Here is an 18,217-nt window from a genome sequence, read left to right as displayed (position 1 = left end):
AAGTCTGCTCTTTCGGAGAAATACTACTTCTTCACAACTCGCATTAGACCTTCTTGAACCGCTGAAGCAACCAAAATGCCTTTTTCAGTATAAACACTTCCTCTATTGAAACCTCTTGCATTGCTTGCGCTCGGGCTATCAGTGGAATACAACATCCATTCATCAGCTCTAAAAGGTCGGTGAAACCACATAGCATGGTCTAAGCTTGCGCTCATTACATTACCTTTAGCAAAGCTAAGTTTATGTGGATTCATGGAAGTGCTAAGAAGTCCCATATCAGATGCATATGCCAATATAGCTTGGTGTTGCAAAGCATCATCTGGAAGTTTTCCAACTGCTTTCATCCATACATGTTTATAGGGAAGTTTATTTTTTGGTTCATCAAACATACTTTCACCCGGCAAATGTCTCATTTCAATTGGCTTTTCCCTAAGAAAGAAATCTCTATACTTAGCTGGTACTTTATCGATCATTTTCTTTTTGATCTCTAATTCACTGACACATTCTTTTGGACCGGGAATATCTTCCATGTTTATTTGATGAGATGGACCCTTCTCTTTTTTATGAAAAGACAATGCCATATCAAATATAGGTTCACCTTTCTGGATAGCTACTACACGTCGCGTTGTAAAACTTCCTCCATCACGTGTTCTTTCCACATCATAGATAATTGGATACTCCATATCACCCGGACGAAGAAAATAAGCATGCAAAGAGTGAGTATATCTCTTCTCAGGTACTGTTCTGGCTGCGGCCGTCAGTGCCTGTCCGATTACTTGGCCACCAAAAACTCTGGGGCCACCTATGTTCTCACTTTGGCCCCTAAAAAGGTTCTCTTCTAAGGTCTCAAGATCTAATAACTTTATTAATTTTTTTAAGGCTTTTTTTTGCATACTAAGTAAATTTCTTTTCTTCCCACCAAGGGTAATGTTCTGGCATATCTTTAGAAACTTTGTTGGGGAAGTTAGGTGATCTCTTTTCAAGAAAAGAGTTGACACCTTCTTTAGCATCATCTCCTCTACCTAATTCATATATAAACCTTGAATCAACTTTGTGAGCCTCCATAGGATGGTCTGCTCCTAACATCTTCCATAACATCTGTCTTGTTAGAGAAACTGATATCGATGAAGTATTATGAATAATTTCATTTGCTATCGACCTCGCTTCTTCAAGAAGTTCATCAGGACTATGGATAGAACGGACTAAGCCTCCTTGTTTAGCCTCTAAAGCACTAAAAACCTTACCAGAGTATGTCCATTCTAATGCTTTGCTTATGCCTACTAAGCGTGGCAGAAACCAACTTGAAGCAGCCTCAGGCACTAAACCTCTTCTAGCAAAAACAAATCCAAACTTAGCATCCTCACTAGCAAGCCTTATATCCATTGGTAAAGTCATGGTCACACCTACTCCAACAGCGGGGCCATTAATTGCAGCTATGATAGGTTTTGGACAGTCAAATATTGATAAAGTAGTCCTTCCACCACCGTCCCTCATCCATTCTGGATTTTTTTTGTGATCGATCTCATCACCCTTATTATTTCTAACATCTCTATTAAAAGTATTAGATCCAGAAGATAGATCAGCTCCTGCACAAAATCCTCTGCCTTCACCAGTAACAATTATCACTCTTACATCGTCATCTCTCCCTGCTTCATCAAATGCAGATATTAATTCATCCATCATCTGACCTGTAAAAGCATTTAGTTTTTCAGGACGGTTCAAGGTGAGAGTCAAAATGTTGCTCTCTACTTCATATTTTATAGTTTCATATTTCATACATGCTTCCTATTCGATTAAATGATCGATGTCATCTGCAGGTACATTATCTACCGCTTGACTTACCTCTTTTGCCGGAACACCTGCAACTGTTGTGCCCTCCTTCACGTCCTCGAGGACGACACTCCCTGCAGCTATTTTAGCATTACGCCCAATCTTTACATTTCCTAACACTGTAGAAGAGGCACTCAAAAGAACGCCTTCCATTACCTTGGGATGTCTATCTCCTGTTTCTTTACCAGTGCCTCCTAAAGTGACCCCTTGGAAAATTGAGACATTATCCTTAATCACAGAGGTTTCTCCTATAACAACTCCAGTACCATGATCTATCATTATTCCCTTACCTAATTTAGCTGCTGGGTGTATATCAACTCCATAAACTTCAGAAGTTCTGCTTTGAAAATAATGAGCTAGAGTATGTCGTGAATTTTCCCACAACCAGCTAGCCACTCTGTGGGATTGCAAAGACTTAAATCCCTTAAAAAACAGCAGTGGCTCAGACAGATATTTGCAGGAAGGATCTTTCTCCTTTGCTGCAATAAGATCTGTCATAGTTCCTTCAAGAATTTCTTCACCTGAATTAATTGCATCCTTAATTACGCTTCTAAGCATCATAGGTTGGACTGAACTGCTTCCAAGATCATTTGCAATTAGATCTGCAATCGCTGCAGAAAAGGAGCTATGCTCTAATATGGTCGTATGAAAAAAACTTGCTAGTACAGGTTCTGCTTTAACTCTCTTTTGCGTCTCATCTTGAATCGTGTTCCAAATATTTTCTATGGATTCCTTATCTTTCATATGACTATTGTACTTCAGCCTAAGTATTGCTGAAACGGTTCAAATCAGGATAATGGGCGCCTCCCTATAATTAATTAAACATGAATAAAAAAACCGATAAAGAAATACCGGATCTAGAAATAGATGTAAGAGAAACATTTGATATAGATATTGATCTTAAGGTAATGGCCTTTAAAGAATCAAATGAATACGTTCCTAGTATCGATGAATCTTATAAATTCGATAAAAATACTACTTTAGCGATACTTGCAGGGTTTTCTCATAACCGAAGAGTAATGATTCAAGGTTATCATGGATCAGGTAAATCAACTCACATTGAGCAAGTAGCTGCCAGGCTGAATTGGCCATGTATCAGAGTAAATTTAGACAGCCATATAAGCAGAATTGATTTACTAGGCAAAGATGCAATAACCTTAAAAGATGGAAAACAGATAACTGAATTTAAAGAAGGTATTCTTCCATGGGCTCTTCAAACGCCAACTGCACTAGTTTTCGATGAATATGATGCAGGACGACCTGATGTAATGTTTGTTATACAAAGAGTTTTAGAAGTAGAGGGTAAATTAACTTTACTAGATCAAAATAAAGTTATCTCTCCCCATCCTGGATTTAGATTATTTGCAACAGCAAACACCGTAGGCTTGGGTGATACATCAGGTCTTTATCATGGAACACAACAGATAAATCAGGGGCAGATGGACAGATGGCATATCGTTTCAACCCTAAATTACCTTGATCCGGAACTAGAATTAAAGGTTGTTCTATCAAAAGTACCTAGTCTGGATAATAAAGAAGGTCTAGAGGTTGGAAGAAATATGATTTCTGTAGCTAATCTGTCTAGGCAAGGTTTTGCAAATGGAGATATATCAACTTTAATGTCTCCAAGGACAGTAATTAGTTGGGCAGAAAATTTTAAAATCTTTAGTGATCTTAATAAGTCCTTTGAAATAACCTTTCTTAATAAATGTGATGAAACCGAGAGGGTTATAATTGCAGAATACTACCAAAGGTGTTTTGATTCTGAAACCGCAGATTCTATTGCTGAAGAAATAGAAAAGGTTTAAGTAGCCAACATGGCATCAAAAAGCTCTCAGTCAGAGACCATAAAAGAAGCCGTTACAGCAGCGACTAGAGCAATATCAGGCAACAAAGAATTAGAAATTAATCTTGGAGGAATGGGCTCTTCACTGCCTCATCCACCTAAAACTCTTAAAGAGTTATCAGCTTACAGAGGAAAAGCTGATTCACTTGCTTGTGTAGAAAAATATAGAGATAAATCGGTCAGAATTACCGCAAGCAACGAAAAAGTAAGTTCTCTAATTAAAGTCATGGAGGACTCACGGGTAGAAATACTTGGGTCGATTAACTATCCAGGTATAGCAACAAACATCAAATCCAAATTTGATGATAAATGTAAATTATATGAAAGCTTTGAAAATCACGAAGATCATCTAGAAATTGCTCTAGAAACTTGGCTAAGAAATTTGTGCCTTCCAAATATTGAATCAAATAGTTCCAGTTTATTTCTGAAATATTGGGGTAAGGTTTTTGATAATCAAGAAACAGAGTTGAAAGATAAATTAAAAGAATCACTGAATGATCAATCTAAATTTCAAGAGATTGCTGAAGACTTTTTAAATAATCTAAATATTGATCAAGAAGAAAGTGAACAAGAAGAAAGTGATTTAGAAGATGAGAATGAACAAGAAGAAGAATCAGCTTCTGAAAGCGGAGAAGATGAAGAATCACAGGAATCTGAGAGTTCACCAGAACTAGATAACCAAGAAGGTGATGAAGAGACAGATGCGGATTCTGGGGACATAGATGAAGATGCAATTGTAGATGAAAATCAGGAGATCATGACTAATCAATCATGGCTTGAATCTCTTGTAGGTCAGACTTCAACATTCTCATATAAAGTCTATACAAGAAATTTTGATGAAGAAATTAAGGCAGAGGATTTATGTAGCCCTGAAGAGCTACAGAGACTTAGAAAACATCTTGATCAACTTATGGGTCCTAGTAAGACTACAATCTCTAAACTAGCTCACAGATTACAAAGATTTTTAATGGCTCAACAAAATAGATCTTGGGAATTTAATAAAGAAGAAGGAATGTTAGACTCAGCACGTTTACATAAAATTATTACCGATCCTCTTACCCCCTTAACTTACAAAATAGAGAAGGATACTGAATTCCGAGATACTAGCGTTTCTCTTCTGGTAGACAGTTCGGGTTCAATGAGAGGTAGATCCATGACAGTAGCGGCAATTTGTGCCGACATAATAAGCACTACTCTAGAGCGTTGTAACGTAAAGACTGAGGTTTTAGGCTTCACAACTAAGCAGTGGAAGGGAGGAGAGAGTAGAAAATTGTGGATGGAAAATGGTAAGCCAGAAAATCCAGGAAGGTTAAATGATATAAGACATATTATTTTCAAATCGGCTGATACACCGTGGAGAAGAGGACAAAAAAACTTTGGATTAATGCTAAGGGAAGGTTTACTAAAAGAAAATGTTGATGGAGAGGCGCTAATTTGGGCACATGATAGACTCGCAAGAAGAACTGAACAGAGAAAGATACTCATGGTGATTTCTGATGGAGCTCCGGTAGACGATAGCACCTTATCAACTAATCCAACTAATTTCTTAGATCTTCATTTAAGACAAGTAATACATTCTATCGAAACAAAATCAGATATTAATTTAATAGCAATCGGTATTGGTCATGACGTAACTCGTTACTATAAAAATGCTGTAACCATTCATAGGGCTGAAGAGCTTGGCGGAGCAATGTTAGAACAGTTGACAGATCTTTTTAAAGTAGATTAAAGAATTTTACTTTTCATGTGTTGCAATAAAAGCAGTTTTGTTTGATTTGATGTAAACTATATAAAATTTTAGGGAATAAAAATGCGAATAACAAAAGTTGAAAACTGTCCATCAGATATCAGGTACTTTGATAATCATGACGATGATCTTGAAAATAAACTCGAACCAAAAGATGTAGAAGATATTGTTGAGATTTTTCAAACGCCTTTAACAGGGACTTATAATTGGGACTATACTCATGCAGATAATCGCCTCAAAAAGCTTTATGAACTCGGTAAAAAATTAAATTGGAATGCAACTTTAGATCTAGATTGGTCAAATGACCCTTATCCTCACACTCAATGGGCAACTAATCCTGAATTTCAACAGCTCAAAGGTTTCAAACCTTATGATGATCTCCCTGAAGAAAAAAAAATTGAGTGTTCATGGCATTTATTAGCAAGTAGTTTGAGTCAAATCGTCCATGGCGAACAAGGAGCTTTGCTAGTAGCTTCTCAGCTGGTCTCATGCGCACCTACATATAATGCTAAGCTTTATGCAGCTTCCCAAACTTTTGATGAGGCACGCCATGTTGAAGTCTTTAATAAGTACCTTCAAGAGAGAATTGGATGGAGTTATCCAGTTATGCCAGGACTCAAATTGCTTCTAGACAAAATACTTTCTGATCCAAGATGGGATCTCAAATTCATTGGAATGCAAATTATTATTGAAGGACTTGCTCTCGCTGCATTTGAAAGACAAAGAGCTGCTGCGATGGACCCATTACTCAAAGACCTCTTTTACCTAGTAATTAGAGATGAAGCTAGACATGTAACATTTGGTGTGAATTATCTAGAAGAATTTGTAGATACATTATCTGATGAAGAGAAAGAAGATAGAGCCGATTTTGCTTATGAGGCATGTGTGGTTATGAGAAATAGATTTGGATCTGATAACGTCATGAAACATTACGGATGGAATGTTGAAGAGGCACAGCAAGTTCTGAATCAATCTGAAACATCAAGACTTTTTAATAATCTATTATTTTCTAAGATCATGCCAAATCTAAAAAGAATAGGTTTATTAACAGATAAGACGTTAGAAAAATACGAAGAGATGGATATTCTACAATTCCAAGATCTCGAGGATAATGGAAGTATTGATTGGGATGAATTATCTCAACCCCTAGATTATTCCTCCAAAACTGCTTAATTACGATATGAAAATAAAAGTTGTTGAAAATCCCCCTGTAGATCCCAGAGAGTTTGATCTGCCAGAAAGTTTCAGTGAAGAAAATATTGAAGACGTCGTCGAAATATTCAATACACCCTTAATTGGACACTACAATTGGGACTATACTGATGCTGATACCCGTATAAAGAAATTATATGAATTAGGTAAGAAACTAAATTGGGATGGCTCTATTGACCTAGACTGGTCGAAAGCCATAAAAAAAGATGAACCTCCACTGAAAGCGGAGCTGATAGCTAGAATGGAAGGCCCTCTTGCTGCATTACCTGAAGATGAGCGAATAGAATATATGCGACATGATAGTGCCTGGTCATTGAGTCAATTTCTTCATGGTGAGCAAGGTGCATTATTAGTTGCCTCACAACTAGTATCTTGTGCTCCAACTTACCAAGCTAAACTTTATGCAGCTTCGCAAACTTTTGATGAAGCGAGACATGTTGAAGTTTTTGCTAGATATTTAAAGGAAGTAACTGGAATTGAATATCCTATCAATAAAAATCTGAAATCCTTGATCGATAAAATACTTTCGGATCCAAGATGGGACCTTAAATTCATTGGCATGCAAATAATAATCGAAGGATTGGCGCTAGCAGCTTTTCAAACAACTAAAGAAACTTCAAATTGCCCCTTGCTTAGACAACTGGTGCATTATGTCATTAGAGACGAAGCGAGACACGTTACCTTTGGAGTGAATTATCTTGAAGATTTCTTAAGCACTCTTTCAGAAGAAGAGGTTGAAGATAGGGCAATGTTTGCTTATGAAGCCTGTGTAGTTATGAGAGATCGAATCATCAATACTGAATTGCCCGCAAGGTGGTTTAATATAAGTGAAGAAGAAATTAGAGAAATGATAATCAATGATGAAACACAAGATATGTTTACAAATCTCTTATTCAGCAGAGTTATGCCAAACCTGAAAAGAATTGGTCTTCTGACTGACAAAGTACTTCCGCTTTATGAAAAGCTTAACCTTACTTCATATATGGATGCAGATAGTGAATTTGAAATTGATTGGGCAGAACTTAATAAACCACTAGAGTCGTCAAAGGAAATAGACCAGCAATCTGAGAAAGAATTGGCTGCTCATGCAGCTCAGGGATTATTCTAAGCTTAATTCAACATCGAACTGAAAGTATGGCTTCACTCTGTTTTCTTTTTGATGAAATTCGTTAGACACTAAACCTATCTTTCCAAAGAAGGAGAAGTTAGAACTTTTCGCGTTATAAACTAGTTGAGAATTTATTTGTCTTCCTGAAGGAGTTAAATCTAGATTAAGGTTTTGAAATACTATCTGTCTATCCTTTGTTCTGCCAACAGGAAGAGAGAAATTAATATTAGCTCGTTCTGACCTCAGAGGTTGATTCACTTCCACGCCCAATGAATCTGAGTTAGTAAATATATTGTCTTTGTAAATTCCTATATCAAAAGACGAAAAGTATGTGTCCTCTATATCTTCTATCATTCCCATTTTATTGAAAGTTGAAGAAGTCATACCTGCGTGAAATGAACTTTTAAAACAAAAGTCTTTCACACTAGTTAAGAAGTCAACTCCAATAAAAGAAGTTAAAGATTTATCAGCCTGTCCAAAACCTCCTTCTGAAGATATACCTAATAAATTTGTATTATTTGTAGTGAGCCCTAGTTGATATGAGATTGAAGACATTTCTTTATAATCTCTTACCTCTAAAAGAATACCTTTGCTATCTCCTATTTGATTTACGAATCTTTTACCATCTCGATGAGAGCCTTGAAAAAATGAAAAAAGCACAGATTTTTTTGAAGGTATATCGATATCCATACCAAAATAAGATCCATCAGAAGAATACTCCAAAAAAGGAATTCCTCTATATTTGAAGCCTTTTTTTGATGAAAGATATGTATTGGGACTTGTTCCGCTGCCAAAAAATAATTTACTATTTTGGGTAAATCTTTGTTCAAATGAAAAGTAGGCTAATTTATTCTCAGTATCAGCCCACAAAGATAGAACATTATGTTCATGGAAGTAGCCATCATTAATGCCTAATTGGACAAAACCATTTTTAGTAGCAATTGATCTCTCATAAACCCTTCTACTTGGATTGAGTTGAAAAGATGTCAACCAATTTATATTAGGAATGTTATTAAGTATGCGATCATTGAAAGATCTTTCAAAAGGGGCACCTAATTCATCAAAAACTACATAAGATAACTGACTTAATTTTTTAGAGATAATGTTACCAAACGCAGGGCCAACTATACCTATATAACTTCCCTCTTCTTTGAGATTTAAGGCAGAAAGGGATGCACCAGCCGTGGCGATCATTGCAGTACCTACTGGTTTTGTTGCAGCATCTAAATCCATTAGACCCTGACCATAAATCTCTGAGATAGAATAGATACCTGATTTATTTGCTGTAGTAAAAAGTCTTTGTAGTATTTCTGTATTACCTAACTGTCCATCAAAATAATCAGCGAGAAGAGCTATTCCGCCTGAAACATGAGGTGCTGCCATTGAAGTACCACTTGCTCTTCCATAAGAATCAATTGTGGGTTCATCTTGAGCATATACACTTAAGATAGAATTTCCAGGAGCTGCTAAACAATAATCTTGTGCAACACCACACCTATTAGAAAAGCTACTTATAGAGCCATCCTCATCGACAGAAACGACTGCAGCGGTATTTCCCCTTAGCTCCGGTAAAAGGTATGCCAAACCTCCGAATACCTCTGGACTTGAATAATCAACTCCTTGATCTGCATAGTTGCCACCATTTCCAGCCGCCCAAACAAAAATTGTTTTATTTTCATCCGCTTTTTGTGATTGTGCTAATACTTCAATGGTTTTTGGAAATGCTTGCCTTATATTCTCTTCGGTATAGTCATTTATATTCCCTTGATAGCCAAAACTTCCGTTTACAACTGTCACCTCCTTGGAAACAAACTCAGCTTCAAGTTGAGACCAACTATTATCGATTCCTGTATAGTCCACTGACGAATCAATAGTTGCAGGATCATAAGTGTCACCTGCAGTTCCTAGTTCTATGGAGATAAAAAATAACTGAGCATCAAATGCAACTCCATGTATTCCAGATCCATCCCTTTCACCCAAGGCGATACCTGCAACATGAGAACCATGTCGTTTTTCATCAGTTGTTGGTGATCTATCTGGATAGACTAAATAACTTTCCGGTAAAAGTTTATTGGGGCTGTTTAACTCTTGGTGAGAAATATCAACGCCAGAATCCATGATACCTATAATTGCACCTCTTCCTGTAGCTCCTCTCGCATAAGCAGATGATGCCTTGATTAAACCTAAACCATATTGATCACTATATTCTGAGGAGTCTTCATAGGTCATTTTATCTGCGTCAAAATTGCCGGTAAGCGAAATTGAGCCTGAAGTAGGTAGATTAGGATTATAAGAACTAGTAGTTATTGTTGCGGAAGCTGAAGAGGAGGACGTATTTGTACTTTGAGAACTTTCGCTACCAGTGGAAGTTTGGGGAATCGGAGAACTCGAACTGCCACCGCCGCCACCCCCACAAGACAGGAGAAAAATCATAAAAAAGTATGAAATACTTTTCTTCATACTAGATAGAATTTTAATCCGCCTAAACAAATTATGCCTTCACTTACAAAACCTAATTCTGCAGCTCTTCTGTAAATTATATCGTGATCTTTTGACTTCAAGCTAAAAGCTGAGATCCCAGGACCTCTTCCATCACTATCCAGAATGAATTCTAACCAGGTATCATCTAAAAATATTTTTAACTTTTCTTTACTTGATTTGGGATTACCTAAAACATCGAGCCAGTCTTGAAACATGGCCTCAGGATTATCAGACTGAATTTGGACTCCATCTACACCTGATATAGGTCCAGATATATAACTTGTCCACTCCGGTCCAGCCCATTTCCAACTTTCTTTAGGATTCATCCAGTCAAGAGAAAGTATTGCCCCTCCCATTTGTTTAGGATGAAGATGTATAGCTTTTGCTTCGGGTAAATCTGTTTCCCAAACAACCTCTATATTATTCTTTTCTACTAAGCCTTTTGAATCCTTAAAATTATCTACTTGAATTATAATCATGTAACCGCCATCGCCATTTCTCTTGTCCAAGAACCTCCCGGCTGTTGTGTTTTCTTCTTTCGGACTAACTACCTCTAAAAAGTCTGTTCCTATAGGTATAACGGCATTTTCAAGACCAAAATGGCTAACTCCGGGATCATTAAAAGCCACTTCGCATTCAAACAACTCACATAGATTATTAACAACTGGATCTCTTTTAGCCGAGACCATAACTATCTGTCTTATATCCATTTACAAACCTACTAATTTCCCCTTTATAATAATAACCACGCTTATACTAACTCATTATTAATAGAATACCCCATGAATATATCTGCTGATTTTGGTATTACAGTAACAGATACACTTAGAAGAAATGGTGACGAGTTAGTCCATAGTATGGAGCTAAGCTCTAAAGAATTGAATCACCAAAGAATTAGGGAACTCTTTCCTGATAAGGACTTTACTTCAAATCAGGGTTTCTTGGCAGTTACTGGTGGCAGACATTTAGAGTTAGGCGATGAAATAGATTCAACTCCTATTATTCACATAAATGAAATAGAAGCGATAGGAGAGGGCTCAATGAGTCTCTCTGGATTAAATAAAGAAGACTCAGTAATTATAGTTAGTGCTGGATCAGGTACCGCTTGTATTCATGCACAAAATGGAATATTTACGCATTGCTCTGGTACAGGAGTTGGTGGAGGGACTGTCCTAGGTTTAAGTAAACTGCTATTAGACACTAGTGACCCTTTTGAAATCGCATCACTAGCAGAAAAAGGTAATAAAAGTCAGGTTGACTTGATATTGGAAGATGTCGTATCAGGTCCCATAGGTCAATTACCTCCCTCTACAACTGCTGTTAATTTTGGAAAGATAACTAAGATTGAAGGTGACTACTCTAAGGAAGATATTGCAGCTGGTATTGTTAACTTAGTGGGTCAAACCGCCGCCAGAATAGCAACTTCAGTGGCAATGATGTTCGAGGCCAAACAAATTGTAGTTGTTGGAAGAGCCCCTTCTTTTAATGGTCTTAAAGAGTCACTTGAAGAAGCTGCTTCGATTACAGGATTTACACCACATTTCCCGGAAAATGGAGAATATGCCTCAGCTCTTGGAGCATTATTATTGGCAGAAAAAAACCCTCCTAATTGAAAAATTAGAAGGGTTATATAAAAAAGTCTGACGATGTCCTACTCTCACATGGTCGCAACCACACTACCATCGGCGCTAAAAGGTTTCACTTCTGAGTTCGAAAAGGTATCAGGTGGTTCACTCTTGCTATGGTCATCAGACATAAACTTATAAATTCAATCTATTTAGCAAATTGACTATATCAAAAAATTACTTGATGTAATACGGTCAAGCCGATCGAGCAATTAGTACAGGTTAGCTCAATGCCTTACAGCACTTACACACCCTGCCTATCAACGTCCTAGTCTTGAACGGCTCTTTAGGACCCAAAGGTCCAGGGAAAACTAGTCTTGAAGGAGGCTTCCCGCTTATATGCTTTCAGCGGTTATCCTTTCCGAACATAGCTACCGGGCAATGCCACTGGCATGACAACCCGAACACCAGAGGTTCGTTCACTCCGGTCCTCTCGTACTAGGAGCAACTCTTCTCAATTTTCCAACGCGCACGGCAGATAGGGACCGAACTGTCTCACGACGTTCTAAACCCAGCTCGCGTACCACTTTAAATGGCGAACAGCCATACCCTTGGGACCTGCTTCAGCCCCAGGATGTGATGAGCCGACATCGAGGTGCCAAACACCCCCGTCGATGTGAACTCTTGGGGGGTATTAGCCTGTTATCCCCGGCGTACCTTTTATCCGTTGAGCGATGGCCCTTCCATTCAGAACCACCGGATCACTATGACCTACTTTCGTATCTGCTCGACGTGTCAGTCTCGCAGTTAAGCAACCTTATGCCATTGCACTCATTGCACGATGTCCGACCGTGCTGAGGTTACCTTCGCACTCCTCCGTTACTCTTTGGGAGGAGACCGCCCCAGTCAAACTACCCAGCACACACTGTCCTCGACCCGGATTACGGGCCTAAGTTAGAACTCCAAATTTAATAGGGTGGTATTTCAAGGACGACTCCACAAGAGCTGGCGCTCCTGTTTCAAAGTCTCCCACCTATCCTACACAAATAAACTCAAAGTCCAGTGTGAACCTATAGTAAAGGTGCACGGGGTCTTTCCGTCTAGCCGCGCGTATACGGCATCTTCACCGCAAATTCAATTTCACTGAGTCTCTGGTGGAGACAGCGTGGCCATCGTTACGCCATTCGTGCAGGTCGGAACTTACCCGACAAGGAATTTCGCTACCTTAGGACCGTTATAGTTACGGCCGCCGTTCACCGGGGCTTCGATCACGAGCTTCGCCCACGAGGGGCTAACCCGATCAATTAACCTTCCGGCACCGGGCAGGCGTCACACCCTATACGTCCACTTTCGTGTTAGCAGAGTGCTATGTTTTTAGTAAACAGTCGCAGCCACCTGGTATCTTCGACCCTCTTCCGCTCGGAGAGCAAGTCTCGTCACGTAATGAGGGCGTACCTTCTCCCGAAGTTACGGTACCATTTTGCCTAGTTCCTTCACCAGAGTTCTCTCAAGCGCCTTAGTATTCTCTACCTGACCACCTGTGTCGGTTTACGGTACGATTCCTTGCTACCTATAGCTTAGAAGTTTTTCCTGGAAGCATGGCATCAACCACTTCTTATCTCCTAAGAGATAATCGTCATCAGCTCTCGGCCTTAGAAATCCGGATTTACCTAAATCTCCAGCCTACAACCTTAAACACAGACAACCATCGCTGTGCTGGCCTAGCCTTCTCCGTCACTCCATCGCAGCAACAAGAAGTATAGGAATATTAACCTATTTCCCATCGACTACGGCTTTCGCCCTCGCCTTAGGGGTCGACTCACCCTGTCCCGATTAACGTTGGACAGGAAACCTTGGTCTTTCGGCGGAGAGGTTTTTCACCCCTCTTATCGTTACTTATGTCAGCATTCTCACTTCTGATACCTCCAGCAAACCTCTCGATTTACCTTCAGTGGCATACAGAACGCTCCCCTACCATGAATATAAATATTCATTCGCAGCTTCGGTGTATTATTTAGCCCCGTTACATCTTCCGCGCAGGCCGACTCGACTAGTGAGCTGTTACGCTTTCTTTAAAGGATGGCTGCTTCTAAGCCAACCTCCTAGCTGTTTGGGCCTTCCTACAACGTTTCCCACTTAATAATACTTTGGGACCTTAGCTGGCGATCTGGGTTGTTTCCCTCTTGACTACGGACGTTAGCACCCGCAGTCTGTCTCCCTCACTGTACTTGCTGGTATTCGGAGTTTGCATCGGTTTGGTAAGTCGGGATGACCCCCTAGCCGAAACAGTGCTCTACCCCCAGCAGTAATATGAGAGGCTCTACCTAAATAGATTTCGGGGAGAACGAGATATCTCCGAACTTGATTAGCCTTTCACTCCTATCCACAGCTCATCCCCCCATTTTTCAACATAGGTGGGTTCGGGCCTCCAGTAAGTGTTACCTCACCTTCACCCTGGCCATGGATAGATCGTCCGGTTTCGCGTCTAATACCTGAGACTAAGTCGCCCTATTAAGACTCGGTTTCCCTGCGCCTTCCTTAAAAAAGTTAAGCTTGCCACAGAAATTAACTCGCTGACCCATTATACAAAAGGTACGCCGTCACTATTAGTAAACTAATAGCTCCGACAGCTTGTATGCAAACGGTTTCAGGTTCTATTTCACTCCCCTCTCCGGGGTTCTTTTCGCCTTTCCCTCACGGTACTGGTTCACTATCGGTCAGCTAGGAGTATTTAGCCTTGGAGGATGGTCCCCCCATTTTCAGTCAAGATTTCTCGTGTCCCGACCTACTCGATTTCACTTTAAATTAGTTTTCGTGTACAGGGCTATCACCTTCTACGACTGGTCTTTCCAAACCATTCCACTAACCAATATAAAGCTTAAGGGCTGTTCCGTTTTCGCTCGCCGCTACTCACAGAATCTCAATTGATTTCTTTTCCTGCGGTTACTAAGATGTTTCAATTCTCCGCGTTTGCCTCTTTATCCTATGTATTCAGATAAAGATACCTAGGTTATCCTAGGTGGGTTTTCCCATTCGGAAATCTCCGGATCAAAGCCTGTTACCGACTCCCCGAAGCTTATCGCAAGTTACTACGTCCTTCATCGCCTCTAGCTGCCAAGGCATCCACCGTTTGCACTTCATTACTTGACCATATTACATCAATTAACTTAATGATATTTTCAAGCATTTCTATCTACTGTATGTGTTTTAAAAAACACAAAACGCCAAATTACTTTGCAGTTATTCATAAAAGGCTTCAGATTAAAAGATAATAAAACCTTTAATGAATAGTTAATTTGCATATCTAAAACATAAATGCTTTTGATATGACTTGATTGAACTTATAAAAATGTTAAAAAACGCATCTAAAATCTCTAAAGAGATCAAAGATAAATAAGTAATTCGTGTGAACGCCTACAAAAAAACGATTTTAGTTTAAGGAGGTGATCCAGCCCCAGGTTCCCCTAGGGCTACCTTGTTACGACTTCATCCCAGTCATGAATCACACCGTGGTGATCGTCTTCCCGAAGGTTAGACTAACCACTTCTGGTGCAACCCACTTCCATGATGTGACGGGCGGTGTGTACAAGGCCCGAGAACGTATTCACCGCGACATTCTGATTCGCGATTACTAGTGATTCCGACTTCATGGAGTCGAGTTGCAGACTCCAATCCGGACTAAGAAAAGTTTTAAGGGTTTGGCTTCAGCTCGCGCTTTCGCATCCCTCTGTACTTCCCATTGTAGCACGTGTGTAGCCCAATCCATAAGGGCCATGATGACTTGACCTCGTCCCCGCCTTCCTCCGGGTTTCACCCGGCAGTCTCCCTATAGTTCCCGCCATTACGCGCTGGCAAATAAGGATAGGGGTTGCGCTCGTTACTGGACTTAACCATACATCTCACGACACGAGCTGACGACAGCCATGCAACACCTGTCATAGCGTTCCCGAAGGCACATTCACATCTCTACGAACTTCGCTAGATTTCAAGGATTGGTAAGGTTCTTCGCGTTGCATCGAATTAAACCACATGCTCCACCACTTGTGCGGGCCCCCGTCAATTCATTTGAGTTTTAGCCTTGCGGCCGTACTCCCCAGGCGGACAACTTAATGCGTTAGCTGTGCCACTGAACAGTTAAATCTGCCCAACGGCTAGTTGTCATCGTTTACGGCGTGGACTACCAGGGTATCTAATCCTGTTTGCTACCCACGCTTTCGCACCTCAGCGTCAGTGACGAGCCAGAGAGCTGCCTTCGCCATTGGTATTCCTTCTGATATCTACGCATTTCACCGCTACACCAGAAATTCTACTCTCCTCTCTCGTACTCTAGCTTAGTAGTTTTGGATGCAGTTCCTAGGTTGAGCCCAGGGCTTTCACATACAACTTGCTAAACCGCCTACGCGCGCTTTACGCCCAGTAATTCCGATTAACGCTTGGACCCTCCGTATTACCGCGGCTGCTGGCACGGAGTTAGCCGGTCCTTATTCTTCAGGTAACGTCAACATAATAAGGTATTAACTTAAAATGCTTCTTCTCTGATTAAAGTGCTTTACAACCCTAGGGCCTTCTTCACACACGCGGTATACCTGGATCAGGGTTGCCCCCATTGTCCAATATTCTTAACTGCTGCCATCCGTAGATGTCTGGGCCGTGTCTCAGTCCCAATGTGGCTGATCGTCCTCTCAGACCAGCTAAAGATCGTCGCCTTGGTAGGCCGTTACCCTACCAACAAGCTAATCTTACGCAGGCTCATCCAATAGTGAGAGCAGTAAACTGCCCCCTTTCCCCCTCAGGGCGTATGCGGTATTAATCCGAGTTTCCTCGGGCTATCCCCCGCTACTGGGTAGATTCCTACGCGTTACTCACCCGTTCGCCGCTCGTCAGCACCGGATTCAGCAAGCTGAATCTTTATGTCTGTTACCGCTCGACTTGCATGTTTAAAAGTTACCGCCAGCGTTCAATCTGAGCCATGATCAAACTCTTCAATTGAATTTTGAATTAAGTGCCAAAATGACACTAAATCAGCTTATTAATCTATATAAATATGGATTAATTACTGACTTTGGTAAGTTGCGCTTAATTATAAGCGCCCACACGAATTACTTATTAAAACTTTTAAAAAACTCCCCTTCGCGAACGAGGGCAGCGCAGTATACAACATAATATGGTGTTTCATAGAAGTTTTTCTTTATTATTTTATATTAATTCTTGCGGCTTTCTTTTTACCTACCAACACCAGATTCGAAGAGCCTTTTTTTAATAAGAATTTAGGATCTGAAACTCTTTCATCGTTAACTTTAATCGCACCTTGTTTTATCATCCTGATGGCATCAGAAGTGCTCTTTAGTAACTCTGATTCTTTTAAGACTCTAGTTAAAAGCTCTGAATTTTCCGAGATTTCAAAATTTATTTCGTCAAGTTCCTGTGAAATATTTCCTTTTTGGAATCTGTTTATAAAATTCTCTTTTGATTTGCTGCCCAGACCGTTATTGAATCTTTCAACTATTTCTTCAGCTAGTAAAAACTTAATATCTCTTGGATTAGCTCCTTCTTTGATCTCTTCTTTCAGATTAGATATCTCTTCAGATGATTTAAAACTTAAAAGAGAAAAATATCGCCACATTAAATCGTCGGAAATTGACATAATTTTTCCAAACATATCATCAGGGCTATCTTCCAGAGCTACATAATTTCCTAAAGATTTAGACATCTTCTTAATACCATCTAATCCTTCAAGAAGAGGAACAGTCATAATGGATTGTTGATTACAACCATAGTGTTTTTGGACTTCGCGACCTAAAAGTAAATTAAATTTCTGATCTGTTCCACCTAATTCAACGTCTGCTTCTAATTTTACAGAATCAAACCCTTGTAAAATTGGATACAAAAATTCATGAATAGAAATCGGCTGCTGAGATTTATATCTTTTTGAGAAATCATCCCGCTCTAACATTCTTGCGACTGTATAGGACGAAAGCATTTTAATAAATTCAGAAGGATCAACTTGGTTCATCCATTCAGAATTAAATCTGATCTCTGTTTTATTAGGATCCAAGATTTTGAAAACCTGTTCTTTATAAGTCTCTGCATTTTTATCAAGCCGGTCTTGAGTTAGAACTGGGCGTGTTTCATTTACTCCTGAAGGATCACCAACAAGACCAGTGAAATCTCCAATCAAAAAAATTACTTCATGACCTAAATCTTGGAAGATTTTCATCTTATTCAAAAGTACAGTATGGCCTAAATGTAAATCAGGCGAGGTAGGGTCGAATCCCGCTTTAACTCTTAACTTTTTCTTTGATTTTATTTGCTCCAAAAAGCTCTCTTCAGGGATAATTTCTTCAGTCCCTCTGGTGAGTAATTCAAGGTTCTCTTTGCTCATTGTTATTCTATTATATGTCCTTTTTTAGGGTATGATTCGACTTTAT

General features: G+C 39.7%; 11 protein-coding genes and 3 rRNA genes. 5 read left to right on the top strand and 9 right to left on the bottom strand.

Features of this window, described 5'->3' with window-relative positions; genetic code table 11:
• Window positions 1–23: 23 nt before the first annotated feature.
• The 3 genes from M9C83_00780 to cysE are packed head-to-tail and all read right to left on the bottom strand — an operon-like array spanning window position 24 to window position 2,574.
• The gene (locus M9C83_00780; GenBank protein URQ66763.1) at window positions 24–893 is read right to left on the bottom strand and encodes an acyl-CoA thioesterase II; all 870 of its coding nucleotides are present in this window, start codon (window positions 891–893) and stop codon (window positions 24–26) included.
• A gap of 1 nt (window position 894) precedes the next feature.
• Window positions 895–1,776: a crotonase/enoyl-CoA hydratase family protein gene (locus M9C83_00775; protein ID URQ66762.1), complete on the bottom strand. Its 882-nt coding sequence runs from the start codon at window positions 1,774–1,776 to the stop codon at window positions 895–897.
• Between the two features lie 9 nt (window positions 1,777–1,785).
• Entirely contained in the window at window positions 1,786–2,574 is a 789-nt protein-coding gene (gene cysE / locus M9C83_00770; protein URQ66761.1) for a serine O-acetyltransferase, read from the bottom strand.
• A gap of 80 nt (window positions 2,575–2,654) precedes the next feature.
• On the opposite strand from cysE, the gene M9C83_00765 reads away from it, so the two are divergent.
• The 4 genes from M9C83_00765 to M9C83_00750 all read left to right on the top strand — a co-directional run bounded on the left by M9C83_00765 (window position 2,655) and on the right by M9C83_00750 (window position 7,743).
• Window positions 2,655–3,638, top strand: a complete 984-nt coding sequence (locus tag M9C83_00765; protein ID URQ66760.1) for an AAA family ATPase — start codon at window positions 2,655–2,657, stop codon at window positions 3,636–3,638.
• Between the two features lie 9 nt (window positions 3,639–3,647).
• Window positions 3,648–5,405, top strand: a complete 1,758-nt coding sequence (locus tag M9C83_00760) for a cobaltochelatase subunit CobT (GenBank protein URQ66759.1) — start codon at window positions 3,648–3,650, stop codon at window positions 5,403–5,405.
• Window positions 5,406–5,486: 81 nt separating this feature from the next.
• Window positions 5,487–6,596: a ferritin-like domain-containing protein gene (locus tag M9C83_00755; GenBank protein URQ66758.1), complete on the top strand. Its 1,110-nt coding sequence runs from the start codon at window positions 5,487–5,489 to the stop codon at window positions 6,594–6,596.
• A 7-nt stretch (window positions 6,597–6,603) separates the two neighbouring features.
• Window positions 6,604–7,743 (top strand): ferritin-like domain-containing protein, encoded by a 1,140-nt coding sequence (locus M9C83_00750; GenBank protein ID URQ66757.1) that lies wholly within the window; start codon window positions 6,604–6,606, stop codon window positions 7,741–7,743.
• Here M9C83_00750 and M9C83_00745 read toward each other — a convergent pair.
• Both M9C83_00745 and M9C83_00740 read right to left on the bottom strand, forming a co-directional pair.
• The gene (locus M9C83_00745; protein URQ66756.1) at window positions 7,735–10,203 is read right to left on the bottom strand and encodes a S8 family serine peptidase; all 2,469 of its coding nucleotides are present in this window, start codon (window positions 10,201–10,203) and stop codon (window positions 7,735–7,737) included. The two genes, M9C83_00750 and M9C83_00745, sit on opposite strands and share 9 nt — an antisense overlap.
• Entirely contained in the window at window positions 10,200–10,934 is a 735-nt protein-coding gene (locus tag M9C83_00740) for a hypothetical protein (GenBank protein ID URQ66755.1), read from the bottom strand. Before M9C83_00740 ends, M9C83_00745 begins: the two co-directional genes overlap by 4 nt.
• A gap of 72 nt (window positions 10,935–11,006) precedes the next feature.
• Here M9C83_00740 and M9C83_00735 point away from each other — a divergent pair, with 72 nt between their 5' ends.
• On the top strand, window positions 11,007–11,837 hold the full coding sequence (locus M9C83_00735) for a hypothetical protein (GenBank protein URQ66754.1): 831 nt from the start codon (window positions 11,007–11,009) through the stop codon (window positions 11,835–11,837).
• A gap of 25 nt (window positions 11,838–11,862) precedes the next feature.
• On the opposite strand, the gene rrf is transcribed toward M9C83_00735, so the two are convergent.
• The 4 genes from rrf to tyrS form a co-directional block, all read right to left on the bottom strand.
• Window positions 11,863–11,977, bottom strand: a 5S ribosomal RNA gene (gene rrf, locus M9C83_00730).
• 63 nt (window positions 11,978–12,040) lie between these two features.
• A 23S ribosomal RNA gene (locus tag M9C83_00725) occupies window positions 12,041–14,939 on the bottom strand.
• 286 nt (window positions 14,940–15,225) lie between these two features.
• Window positions 15,226–16,778: ribosomal RNA gene (locus tag M9C83_00720) — 16S ribosomal RNA — on the bottom strand.
• Together the 16S, 23S and 5S rRNA genes form the textbook arrangement of a ribosomal RNA operon.
• 202 nt (window positions 16,779–16,980) lie before the next feature.
• On the bottom strand, window positions 16,981–18,171 hold the full coding sequence (tyrS, locus tag M9C83_00715; GenBank protein ID URQ66753.1) for a tyrosine--tRNA ligase: 1,191 nt from the start codon (window positions 18,169–18,171) through the stop codon (window positions 16,981–16,983).
• Between the last annotated feature and the right edge of the window lie 46 nt (window positions 18,172–18,217).

The sequence above is a fragment of the SAR86 cluster bacterium genome (genome assembly GCA_023703575.1).
Taxonomy (GTDB): Bacteria; Pseudomonadota; Gammaproteobacteria; order Magnimaribacterales; family Magnimaribacteraceae; genus Magnimaribacter.
The sequence above is the reverse complement of the archived record's forward strand: the minus strand, read 5'-3'. Positions and strand labels throughout refer to the sequence as shown.

What these genes read in the sequence shown, in the direction of transcription:
- M9C83_00780 (URQ66763.1), bottom strand. Translation starts at nt 893, where the DNA reads ATGCAAAAAAAAGCCTTAAAAAAATTAATAAAGTTATTAGATCTTGAG.
- M9C83_00775 (URQ66762.1), bottom strand. Translation starts at nt 1,776, where the DNA reads ATGAAATATGAAACTATAAAATATGAAGTAGAGAGCAACATTTTGACT.
- cysE (URQ66761.1), bottom strand. Translation starts at nt 2,574, where the DNA reads ATGAAAGATAAGGAATCCATAGAAAATATTTGGAACACGATTCAAGAT.
- M9C83_00765 (URQ66760.1), top strand. Translation starts at nt 2,655, where the DNA reads ATGAATAAAAAAACCGATAAAGAAATACCGGATCTAGAAATAGATGTA.
- M9C83_00760 (URQ66759.1), top strand. Translation starts at nt 3,648, where the DNA reads ATGGCATCAAAAAGCTCTCAGTCAGAGACCATAAAAGAAGCCGTTACA.
- M9C83_00755 (URQ66758.1), top strand. Translation starts at nt 5,487, where the DNA reads ATGCGAATAACAAAAGTTGAAAACTGTCCATCAGATATCAGGTACTTT.
- M9C83_00750 (URQ66757.1), top strand. Translation starts at nt 6,604, where the DNA reads ATGAAAATAAAAGTTGTTGAAAATCCCCCTGTAGATCCCAGAGAGTTT.
- M9C83_00745 (URQ66756.1), bottom strand. Translation starts at nt 10,203, where the DNA reads ATGAAGAAAAGTATTTCATACTTTTTTATGATTTTTCTCCTGTCTTGT.
- M9C83_00740 (URQ66755.1), bottom strand. Translation starts at nt 10,934, where the DNA reads ATGGATATAAGACAGATAGTTATGGTCTCGGCTAAAAGAGATCCAGTT.
- M9C83_00735 (URQ66754.1), top strand. Translation starts at nt 11,007, where the DNA reads ATGAATATATCTGCTGATTTTGGTATTACAGTAACAGATACACTTAGA.
- tyrS (URQ66753.1), bottom strand. Translation starts at nt 18,171, where the DNA reads ATGAGCAAAGAGAACCTTGAATTACTCACCAGAGGGACTGAAGAAATT.